We start from the raw sequence: 11,363 nt of genomic DNA, 5'->3' as shown, positions 1-11,363 counted from the left end.
AACGGAAATCACCTTCATTTGACTTAGTAGTGTTCACAAAGAGTCCCTTGACCATTTAGTTTTTCAACACTATGCCTTCACTGTAATCAGTGAAGGACTTTTTTTAAAGAAACCTATTCCGAAAGAGCCATGACATCTTTTCCTGCCTTATTTCATAAGCTTTATAGGTATGATTTCATCACGCTTGAAGGAGGCAATGTCATTCAAATACATGTTGTACGAGCTGGGGAGTCTTTATGGGGAATTGCACAGGCGTATGGGACAACGGTTCAAAGTATAGTAGATGCCAATCAAATTCCAGAACCAAATCGATTAGTCATAGGGCAAGCTCTTGTTATTCCGATTATCGGAAGTTTTTATTATGTACAGCCTGGAGACAGTTTATGGTCCATTGACCAGCGCTTCGGCATTAATTATGTAACACTTGCACAGGTCAACAACATTAATCCAAATCAACCGCTATCTGTTGGGATGCGACTGTATATTCCATCTCCACCAAAAACAAGGGCTGAAACTTTGGCATATTTAGAACCGAGGGGGACATCTGTTAGTGAAGCATTATTGAGTCAGGCAAGAGAAGCAGGACCATTTTTAACGTATCTTGCTTTATTTAGCTATGAGGCAAGGCGAGATGGGACGCTTAAAAAGCCGCCAAGTCAGGGCGTAACGCAAGTTGCTAATGATACAGGAGCCTCTATAGCAATGGTTATCTCAAATTTAGAGAATTTTAGCTTTAGTGGTGATTTAGCACGAGACATTTTTCAAAGTACAGCCGTACAGGATCTGCTTTTTGACAATATTTTAGAAGAGGCAAGGCGTTTAGGGAGCATTAAAGATATCCATTTTGATTTTGAAAATTTGCCAGGTGATCAACGTGAGGCGTATAACAACTTTTTAAGGAGAGCTGTAAGTAGATTCCATCCACAAGGATATACAGTATCGACAGCGTTAGCTCCAAAAACAAGTGCTAGTGAGCGTGGTCCATGGACTGAGGCACACGATTATAAAGCTCATGGAGAAATAGTGGATTTTGTGATGTTAATGACCTATGAATGGGGATATTCTGCTGGTCCCCCTATGGCAGTATCTCCACTTCCTGAGGTAGAGGCAGTTGTTAAATATGCTATTAGTGAAATTCCTCGGAATAAAATTATCCTTGGACAAAATTTATATGGCTATGACTGGACATTGCCTTTTGTACAAGGAGGTCCCATTGCTGAAGCAGTTAGTCCACAAAGAGCTATTGAAATTGCTAAAAAATATAATGCAGCTATTCAATATGATACGAGATCTCAAGCACCTTTCTTTGAATACTATGATGAGCAGGGCAGGGCACATGTTGTTTGGTTTGAAGATGCAAGATCCATTCAGGCTAAATTCGATTTAATAAAGCGCTATAAACTTCGAGGAGTAGGTTATTGGAAGCTAGGTTTACCATTCCCACAAAATTGGTTATTAATAGATTCCAATTTTGATGTGGTAAAAAAATAATTAACTTTATTAGATAAAAAATATCATAATATCTATTCTATTTTCTTTTGAGTGGAAATACTCTGTAAATAACATTCCCAAATTTGGAAATGTATATTATAATAGATGGTAAATAGTTTTCTAGGAGGGATATTTTGGGTAAGTTTAAAAAGTTAGGTATTATACTAACATCTACAGCATTTACTTTCGGAGTACTTTCACCAATTTCACAAGCTTCTGCTAATGTAAAGGAATCTTCAGAGAGAATTGAAATTCAAGTTGCTTCAACAGAGACAAAAGTAACAAAGAGTATGCTTATCAATAAATTGCATGCAATATTCCCAGATAAGTTTAATTTCTTAACAGAAAAAGATTTAAATGTAGGAAGCGGACACTACTATAGAGATGATACAACAATTCGTTATGATTTAAACTTCCATAAAACTGTAAATGGGAAAGATATTCATGGTGGCTTCACATTTAAGGGAGACGATTTAGAGCTAGAAAATTTCTATTATCAACCTTCTGATATTTCAGATGCAATGTATCCAGCAAAGTATTCTGAAGCTGATGCACAAAAAATTGCAAAGGATTTCTTAAAAAAATTCCCGAATACTGAAAACTACAAACTTCAGGAAAATGGTATTGGGACTGACTACTATTTCAATATGAGCAGACCATTATCACAGCCAATTTCTTATTCGTTTGTCTATTCACCAACTCAGAATGGTGTGGCAATCAGCGATCAATACATTTCTATTGAGGTCCTTGCAAATGGTGAAATTACAAGTATGTATAGCAATACAGAATCCCTTAGTAAGGCAACGTTTGATAGTGTAGAGCAGAAAAAGAATGAAGCAGATATTATTGCCCAAATTCGTGATAATCTAGCAGTAGAATTGCGTTATGCGGTTGATTATGATTATCAAACAGATCAGCGTAAGGTGAAGCTTGTCTATGCACCAGCAACAGGCTTCAATGGGGTACATGCCTTAAATGGACAGTGGCAAACAGTGAACGGTTTCTCGGCACAGGTACCAAAAGCAAAACGCGTAGAAAAATTATCCTCACAACCGCTTGAACCTAGAAAGAAGAGCATGACATTAGCTGAAGCAGAAGAATTTGCGAAGTCCTTCTTAAAGGTTGACCCTGATAAAGCTAAGCTGCAGCTTGATCTGATTGATGAAAGAGAAAATCAAAATGGGGAAACGATTTACACTGTAAATTATTCGTATATATATGATAATGGTAGTACAGGTTCTCAGTTGGAAATAAATAAGGCAACAGGTGAAATTACTCAATACTATGATTCAAGTAGAGATTTCGTAAAGACTAGCGATAAGACTACAGCCATTTCTAAGGATGCGGCATTAAATAAGGCAATTGAATACTTAAAGCAATGGGCTCCTTCCTACGTGCATAATTATGCAAAACCATTGGAGGAAGCAGTATTAGAAGATTATAGTAAAGAATATTACTTCTCATTCCCACGTGTTGTAAATGGTATTGCTGTTGTTGGAGATGAAATATCTGTCAACATTGGTTCTGATGGTTCTTTACGTTCATTGTATATTTCTAACCAAAAAATTGATAATTGGCCATCCGTAGATCAGGCGATTTCTGCTGATAAAGCAAAGGAGTCTTATAGTGAGGCACTTAAATTACAACTTCAGTATGCTAAACAAAATGGTGAAGATAAGCATCATTATGATTTAGTGTATTCACCAACATATGGTGGTAACTTATTTAATCAAATTGATGCAACTACTGGTGAGTGGTTAATAAATATTGAGGATAAAAAAGAGCAACCATTGATTTCACATCCTACTGCGGCCAAAGAGTTAAATTATTTAGTCAGCCAAAACGTATTAGAGATTAAAGATCCAGCTACTTTTAATGCTGATACAGGCGTGACTAAGGGAGAAGCACTAAAAATTATGCTTAAATCTCTCACATATGGCTATTTTGGTGGATATGGAGAAGGTGATGACAAGCAATCCTTCACGAATATTGATAAAAAGCATCCATTATATGGAGTTGTTGAAGAAGCTGTAAGAATGGGCATTTTAAAGCCAGCAGATCGATTTGATGTTGATGCAACAATGACTCGTCAGGAGCTTGCAGAATGGTATATCCGTGTGCTAGGCTTAGAGAAAGCTGCGAAGCATGGCGATATTTACAAATTAAACTTTGCTGATGCAGGCGCAATTGATCCAGCATATTCTGGCTATGTGGCTTTAGTAAGTGCAATGGGATTAATCGATGCACAGCAAAATAACTTTAATGCTACTGAGAAAGTAACATATGCAGATTTAGCTGTATCAACAATGCGATTAGCTAAAGCTATTGCTGAAGGTAACAACACTCGTAATTACTTTTATTAATTCATGATAGAAAGGGTATCTCCTGATTTTTGGAGATACCTTTTTTGGTTAGTTTTTAGACGGAGAGGGAAATAATAATAGAAGAAAGGAGTGTAAAGATGAGAATGAAATTTTTAATTGCTGTTCTGTTTATGACTGTCATTCTCTATGGCTGTACAAAGGAAAAGGCACAAGATATGCCGACAAATGCTCCAGTTCAACAAAATATGAATCAGCAGGTCGGTGATACTGCGACAGATCAAGTACCGTTCAATTTTTTAGAGTTTTCGTTGGATGTTGATTATTCTGGGGCAGATTCCTATGAAGCTGAATACGAAAACAAAAAGTCTGGCGTAGCAGCGAAATTACAGGATACGCGAAATAATGAAAATCTTCAGGGGGATGCAGCCTATACGAAGTTGGAGCCTCTTTTCAAGCAGCTGACGTTTGATTCCACTACACCAAATGATGAGGTAATAGAACAGGTTATCTCTGTATTTCATATTGCAGAGGACTTTCAATCAATTGAGATTGAAGTAGAATTTGTTGATGGGAATGAAAAAGAATTTAAACGCCTAAAGTAAATGGTACAGGTTGAATTCATCAAATCCAGCTGCCTATTAACGGCTGGATTTTTTTCATGCAGAATTTAAAAAGTAGTAGTGCTATCAAGGGTACGAAATATGTGAAATAAATACTTAGTAGATTTCTGAGTAAAACAAATTGATTGTCGTAGGGGGAAATATATGTTATTATTATCTCGAATTAAAGATAATTAATTTCGAGGTAAATAGAAAGAGGGAGTCGGATGAGGGAAGACAATCGTAATTTAAAGGCTTTTACGGTCTTGTTCCGTGCATATCAAACGATTCAGGAAGCAACCAGGAGAGATTTGCTGCAATATGATTTAAATCAAACCGAATTTTCAGTGCTTGAATTTTTATACCATCGTGGGGAGCAACCAATTCAAGTGATTGGTAAGAGAATATTAATTGCAAGTAGCAGTATTACCTATGTTATTGATAAGCTTGAACAAAAGGGCTATGTCTATCGACGTGCCTGTCCAAAGGATCGGCGTGTCACTTATATTTTTTTAACCAATAAGGGACGAACATTATTAGAAGAGATTTTCCCAAAGCATGAACAAAAAATTAATGAGATTTTTGAAGTATTAGACCACGAAGAGCTGGAAACAATGATTCTGTCTCTAAAGAAGGTTGGTTTTAATGCGATTAATAAATGAACAAATTTACATCAATATCTCGAAATCGAGACAATAGGAGGGTTTTAAATGAATCATTTAAAAGGAATTCACCACGTTACAGCAATTACTAGCAGTGCTGAAGAAAATTATAAGTTTTTCACTTTTGTGTTAGGAATGCGTTTAGTGAAAAAAACAGTTAATCAGGACGATATTCAAACATATCATCTATTCTTTGCGGATGATAAGGGTAGCGCAGGTACAGATATGACGTTCTTTGATTTTCCGAACATCCCAAAAGGTGTGCATGGAACAAATGAGATTTCCAAAACCTCCTTCCGTGTGCCAACGGATGACGCTTTGGAATATTGGGTGAAACGTTTTGACCGATTGCAGGTTAATCATACAGGTATTAAAGAACAATTTGGTAAGAAAACTTTATCTTTCGTTGATTTTGACGATCAGCAATATCAACTTATTTCTGATGAGCATAATAAGGGTGTTGCATCTGGGACTCCATGGCAAGATGGGCCAATACCTTTGGAATATGCAATAACAGGATTAGGGCCAGTATTCATTCGAATTGCTAATTTTAAATACTTTAAAGATGTGTTAGAGAAAGTGATGCTTTTTACTGAAATTGCTGAGGAAGGAGATTTCCATTTATTTGAGGTAGGCGAGGGAGGCAACGGTGCTCAGCTTGTTGTTGAATACATCAGTGTTTTACCCGTAGCACGTCAAGGCTTTGGTACAGTTCATCATGCAGCCTTCCGAGTAGAGAATCGTGCTGTATTGAATGAATGGACAGAAAGATTTGATAGCTTTGGCTTCCATACTTCTGGTTATGTCAACCGTCACTTCTTTGAATCCCTTTATGCACGAGTTGCACCACAAATTTTATTTGAACTAGCCACTGATGGACCAGGATTTATGGGGGATGAGCCTTATGAAACTTTGGGTGAAAAACTTTCATTGCCACCATTTTTAGAGTCAAAGCGTGCTCAAATTGAAGAACTTGTTCGTCCTATTGACACTGTAAGAAGTACAATAAAATTCGATAAAAAATATGAGTAATACTAATTCATTCAGTAACAGCAATAACTGCTTACTGGATGGAATTACATAACTGCATTGGGGGTTTAAAAATGGAATTTTCCAAACTAATTGACAAGCGTCGTTCAGCTAATAATTTTTTGAAGGACGTTAGGATGACTGAAGAAGACATACGGCCTATTTTAGAGGATGTTAAGCTTGCTCCATCGGCTTTTAACTTACAACATGCTAACTACATCGTTGTGTTGGATGAAGAGATGAAGGAAAAAGTAAGAGAGGCTGCATATGGTCAATATAAAGTACATTCAGCATCTGGAGTGATTCTAGTACTAGGTGATAAAGAGGCTTATAAAAATACAGCTAACCTAACTCAAGGGATGGTTGATTTAGGTATAATTACAACTAGTGAATTAGAGGAGATTGTAACAGAGAATACTAAATTTTATGAAGATCGCGGCAAGGATTTTATGAAGGACGAGGCTGTTCGTAATGCTTCATTATCAGCAATGTTATTTATGCTTGCTGCAAAAAATCGCGGTTGGGACACTTGCCCAATGATTGGGTTTGATAATAAGAAAATGCGTGCGCTTTTTAATGTGCCGGAAACGCATGAAATTGCACTTATGATTACAATAGGTAAGGAAAAAGAAAGCAGTCGTCGCTTACGTGGTTATCGTAAGCCGGTTGAAGAATTTGCCATTTATTATTAAGGTGGTATAAAATAGAATTGCTATACAAATACTAAGAATAATAGACATTTTAGGAGGAAGCATCATCGTGAAAGTAGTAGCCATAGTAGGTAGTATCCGAAAAGAATCTTATAATATGCAGTTAGCAAAATTTATTCAAAAACAGTATACAGAGAAATTTGAGCTTGAGGTATTAAGCTTAAACGAGTTACCAATGTATAATCAAGATATTGAGAATGATGCACCACAAGCCGTGCTTGATTTTAAAGCAAAAGTAAAAGCTGCAGATACAGTGCTTTGGGTGACACCAGAATATAATGGGACTGTACCAGGTGTTATGGTGAATGCAATTGACTGGTTATCTCGTGTAGACAAAGTAATGATTGGAAAACCATCTATTATTATGGGTGCATCGATGGGGAACCTTGGTACTGTTAAGGCACAATTACATTTGAGAGATATTTTATTCTCCCCAGGTGTTAATTCACCATTACTTGGTGGAAATGATGTTTATATTGGTGCAGTGCACACGAAATTTGATGCAGAAGGTAATCTGACAGATGAAGGTACTGTAAAATTCCTTGACGCAGTTATCGACAATTTCTTAAACTGGGTAAAAAAATACGTTTAATATAATTTAAGTTCTGTAAGTATGAGGTATACTTACAGAACTTTTTTTACTCCTTTGAAACGAATAAAGCTCTGGAACAGTGGGTGGAACATTAAAAGAAATGTTCAATTAAAAAGGCTGTTCTTCTGCATGAAATCTTCATACTTTAACGTTATACTGTAAACTTAATTCAGCAGATTTTTACTGTGCGAAAGCGTAACGACAGCAACAAATGTTTCTGTGCGAAAGCGCAGCGACAGCAACATAGATTTCTGTGCGAAAGCGCAGCGACAGCAACAAATGTTTCTGTGCGAAAGCGCAGCGACAGCAACAAATGTTTCTGTGCGAAAGCGCAGCGACAGCAACAATTGTTTTTGTACTGAAAGCGAATAGTCAGGTACAGAATACTTCAAAGGTGGAGAGATGATGTATTTTTCCTATTCAGCGAATATATAAACGCATGATAATACACCGCGGATGTCACGGATTTTTTGGAAATTTCAAAATGGTGGTTAGCAAATGAAAAAACTTTCACTAAAGCTTGGAATCATTTTTTTTATTACATTATTTTGCATTGAAACATTTATGATGCTTTTTTTACATACTTCTTTAACCAATTCAAGGGTGGAGGAGGAACTAACCAGCTTGCAGGCAAGAGGAAACTCTCATAGAACAATATTAGAGCAAAATTTTGACAAGGAAACCCTAGCCCATATTGTACTAATGGAGTCAGTAGAAGATACAGAGGTGGTTATTACAAATATAACTGGAACGGTACTAGCGTCTTCACACCCACATTCTGAAATCAAAGATTATATAAGTAAATTAGAGAATACTGTTCCATATAATGGGGAAATACTTCAGTATAATTGGCAAAAAGAAAGATATATTGCAACCATTAGTCCGATTCAAAAACAGCAGACAACAGTTGGTTACGTTTTTATGTTTCAAAATACAGATTCTATCCATGCATTAATGGAGCGCCTAAATAAGCATTTTTTAATTGTTGGATTTGTTTCTGGTCTAGTAACCATTGCAGTCATTATTGTTTTATCTAAAAAATTGGCTCGTCCATTAATTCAGATGAAAGAAGCTACTTTGAAAATGAGTAATGGTGACTTTTCCGTGGTGCTTTCTACGAATGGCAAGGATGAATTAAGCGATCTTGCCCTTGCAATACAGCATTTATCGGATGATTTGAATCATTTAAGACAAGATCGAAAGGATTTTTTATCAAGCATCGCCCATGAGCTAAGGACACCCTTAACTTTTATAAAAGGCTATGCAGATATTCTCTATAAACGTAGTTTGACAGAGCAAGATCGACAAAAATACTTAGGTATTATTATAGAAGAAACTAATCGACTCTCTCTTTTAATAAAGGACTTATTTGATTTAGCTAAAATGGACGAAAACTCCTTTATGATTGAAAAGGAATGTCTTCGATTGAATACGTTTTTAGCAAATGTTGAGGAAAAGTTGAGTCCTGCCTTTCAGGAAAAACAGCTGCACTTTTATGTTCATTGTGAAGAAGGATTAACCTTAATGGCTGATGCAGCAAGGCTTGAACAAATATTAATGAATCTCCTCAATAATGCATTATTATATTGTGCATCAGGTGATGCTATATCGGTTATGGCAAAAAGACAGGATGATTTAGTAACTATACTTGTTAAGGATACTGGAAAGGGAATTTCCAAAAAGGATTTACCCCATATATTTGAACGATTTTATCGTGTTGAAAAATCGCGTAGTCGTGCATTAGGGGGCGTTGGACTTGGACTTTCAATTGTGAAAGAGCTTGTTCAGGCACATGGGGGAGAAATAACAGCCCAGAGTAAAGAGAATAAAGGGACAACTTTTATTTTAACGTTTAAAGGAGTCGAAACGTATGAAAACAATACTGCTCATAGATGATGAACCCAGAATGTTAGACTTGCTTAAGCTTTATTTAGAGCCTATCTTTACATGTAAGGCAATGGTATCCGTTCAAGAGGCTCTGATCTATTTAGAAGAAAATCATGTGGATTTGGTACTTTTAGATATTATGATGCCAGAGATGGATGGTTGGCAGGTCTGTAAAGAAATAAGGAGGTTTTGGGATGTTCCTATCATCATGCTAACAGCAAAGGGGGAGCATACTGATATGGTAAAAGGTCTAAATCTAGGAGCAGATGATTACATTCTGAAGCCGTTTGATGAAGACGTGTTACTCGCACGTATTAATGCTGTCCTAAGAAGGGCAAAAATTAATGAAAATATTGTGTTGTTTGAGGGATTACGTTTAGATAAGGAATCCTTTGAAGTATGTTTTCGACAGATAGAAATATCTTTAACACCTAAAGAATTTGGGATGCTGGCCTTATTTTTAGCACATCAAAATAAGGTATTTACTAGGGAGCATCTTATTAATACTGTATGGGGATATAATGATTCGATTGAAGATCGAACAATTGATTCGCATGTACGTAATTTACGAGAGAAACTGCGGAAAAGCGGTTTTCCTGCTGATGATTATTTACAAACTGTTTGGGGAATTGGCTATAAATGGCTTAAGTCAGCAGGAAGAAATGCTTTAGACATCAGAAGCTAGAAGAACCTCTGCTAGAACTCTACAGAGGTTCAAAGGTCTATTCTGCTTTCAATTCGTCCTCAGTTACCCATTTATGATTTTTTACAGACTCTCCATTTGTAGTAGCAGTGTAATCAATCATATAAACAGTCGTTTGGACAGCCTTATCAATGCGAACAGTCGCATTTTCCATGCCCTTCATATGAGATGCATTCGTCTTAAGCTCAGTGCCAGGGGCTAATGGAGCCAAGTCTGAATCGATCAATTCCTCATGAATAACCCACTTATGATTTTCGACACGCTCGCCACCTTTAGCAGGCTCATAGGAGACAATATATGCTGTCGTATCATATGCACCTACAATTGTCGCCCTGGCTCCCTCCATACCTTCCATATGTCCATCAGTAATAATAGCTGTGCTTCCTACTGAAAATGTAGGGTTTACGGCAGTTTTTAACGCTATTGGCACTTCACCAGAGCTAGAATGATCCATTGTGGAATGATCTATCATTGTATTCTGCTCATTGTCATTTTTTTCACCTGAATCTGTCTTGTCAGAGCAAGCTGATAACGCTAGTAAAGCAATTACTGTCAGTAAACTAATAAACCAGCTTCTTCTTATCTTCATATTTATTCCTCCTCACTATTACGCTTAATGTAGCAAATAAATGTGCAGAAATAATGGCCACGTTATAAGAAAAACGCCATCTTTTTAAGATTGACGTTTTCAGGGTACAACTATTTTATTGGTATTATTTTCAATATTCTTTGTAGACGATGCGCAAAAATACCCGCAAAGACAGCTAAAATAATATCCTTTGGCAATGGTGGCATCATCCAAAGCCATGCCATCTTATAATTGAAAGCGTCAGGAGCGCTAGCCCATAGTTTATAAGCAAAGTACATCCAATTTGTCCCCAGTAAATAATTAATAGCTGTAGCAATTACTGCCGCAACAATATAGCTTTTCTTTGTTCCACTGCGCTCAACAATCAGTCCTGCGATAAATGCTGCTAAAATAAATGTGACAATAAAGCCAAATGTAGGGCTTAGGATTTGTCCAAAGCCGCCACCAAAACGCGCAAATACTGGTGCACCAGCTAAACCAATACACATATATACCGTACAAGCAAGCGCTCCCTTTCTACTGCCAAGAACTAATCCAGCTAAAATAGCGAAGAAAGTTTGCAATGTGATTGGGACTCCTCCCACAGACATGAAAGGGACAAAGGAGGTAATATTAGCACCGATCATCATTAATGTTGAAAATAATCCAATATAGGCAATATCTACTGTTCTTAATCTATGATGAGAGTGTTCTGCAACTGTTGTCATAATTTCACTCCTATCTATTAAAGTTATTAATAGTGTAAGAAAATAAAGCATTTGTGTCAACTTGTTATTT

Annotated in this window: 11 protein-coding genes; 9 read left to right on the top strand and 2 right to left on the bottom strand. The window is 36.7% G+C overall.

Annotation, left to right across the window (positions count from 1 at the left end; translation table 11 throughout):
- The first annotated feature begins 318 nt into the window (after positions 1-318).
- From AC3WOM_RS20565 to AC3WOM_RS20525, 9 genes are all read left to right on the top strand, one after another.
- Positions 319-1,491: a glycoside hydrolase family 18 protein gene (locus AC3WOM_RS20565; protein WP_492448145.1), complete on the top strand. Its 1,173-nt coding sequence runs from the start codon at positions 319-321 to the stop codon at positions 1,489-1,491.
- Between the two features lie 134 nt (positions 1,492-1,625).
- Positions 1,626-3,854 (top strand): YcdB/YcdC domain-containing protein, encoded by a 2,229-nt coding sequence (locus tag AC3WOM_RS20560; RefSeq protein ID WP_492448144.1) that lies wholly within the window; start codon positions 1,626-1,628, stop codon positions 3,852-3,854.
- Positions 3,855-3,952: 98 nt separating this feature from the next.
- Positions 3,953-4,417 (top strand): YusW family protein, encoded by a 465-nt coding sequence (locus tag AC3WOM_RS20555; RefSeq protein WP_492448143.1) that lies wholly within the window; start codon positions 3,953-3,955, stop codon positions 4,415-4,417.
- A 224-nt stretch (positions 4,418-4,641) separates the two neighbouring features.
- Positions 4,642-5,076 (top strand): MarR family winged helix-turn-helix transcriptional regulator, encoded by a 435-nt coding sequence (locus AC3WOM_RS20550; RefSeq protein WP_427547092.1) that lies wholly within the window; start codon positions 4,642-4,644, stop codon positions 5,074-5,076.
- 48 nt (positions 5,077-5,124) lie between these two features.
- Positions 5,125-6,108, top strand: coding sequence for a ring-cleaving dioxygenase (locus AC3WOM_RS20545; RefSeq protein WP_492448141.1), 984 nt, complete (start codon positions 5,125-5,127; stop codon positions 6,106-6,108).
- Between the two features lie 71 nt (positions 6,109-6,179).
- On the top strand, positions 6,180-6,797 hold the full coding sequence (locus tag AC3WOM_RS20540) for a nitroreductase family protein (protein WP_492448140.1): 618 nt from the start codon (positions 6,180-6,182) through the stop codon (positions 6,795-6,797).
- 67 nt (positions 6,798-6,864) lie between these two features.
- A complete protein-coding gene (locus AC3WOM_RS20535; RefSeq protein ID WP_492448139.1) occupies positions 6,865-7,407 on the top strand; it encodes an NADPH-dependent FMN reductase in 543 nt (180 codons plus the stop codon).
- A gap of 498 nt (positions 7,408-7,905) precedes the next feature.
- Positions 7,906-9,303 (top strand): ATP-binding protein, encoded by a 1,398-nt coding sequence (locus AC3WOM_RS20530; protein WP_492448138.1) that lies wholly within the window; start codon positions 7,906-7,908, stop codon positions 9,301-9,303.
- Positions 9,278-9,979 carry a response regulator transcription factor gene (locus AC3WOM_RS20525; protein ID WP_492448137.1) on the top strand — a complete coding sequence of 234 codons (702 nt, stop codon included), beginning with the start codon at positions 9,278-9,280 and terminating at the stop codon, positions 9,977-9,979. Before AC3WOM_RS20530 ends, AC3WOM_RS20525 begins: the two co-directional genes overlap by 26 nt.
- Before the next feature lie 37 nt (positions 9,980-10,016).
- On the opposite strand, the gene AC3WOM_RS20520 is transcribed toward AC3WOM_RS20525, so the two are convergent.
- Both AC3WOM_RS20520 and AC3WOM_RS20515 read right to left on the bottom strand, forming a co-directional pair.
- Positions 10,017-10,586 carry a YdhK family protein gene (locus AC3WOM_RS20520; protein ID WP_427547074.1) on the bottom strand — a complete coding sequence of 190 codons (570 nt, stop codon included), beginning with the start codon at positions 10,584-10,586 and terminating at the stop codon, positions 10,017-10,019.
- Between the two features lie 110 nt (positions 10,587-10,696).
- Entirely contained in the window at positions 10,697-11,293 is a 597-nt protein-coding gene (locus tag AC3WOM_RS20515) for a biotin transporter BioY (RefSeq protein WP_492448136.1), read from the bottom strand.
- Positions 11,294-11,363 lie beyond the last annotated feature (70 nt).

Source organism: Lysinibacillus sp. FW301-JW8, from assembly GCF_058788755.1.
This window is presented reverse-complemented; position numbering and strand designations above follow the sequence as displayed.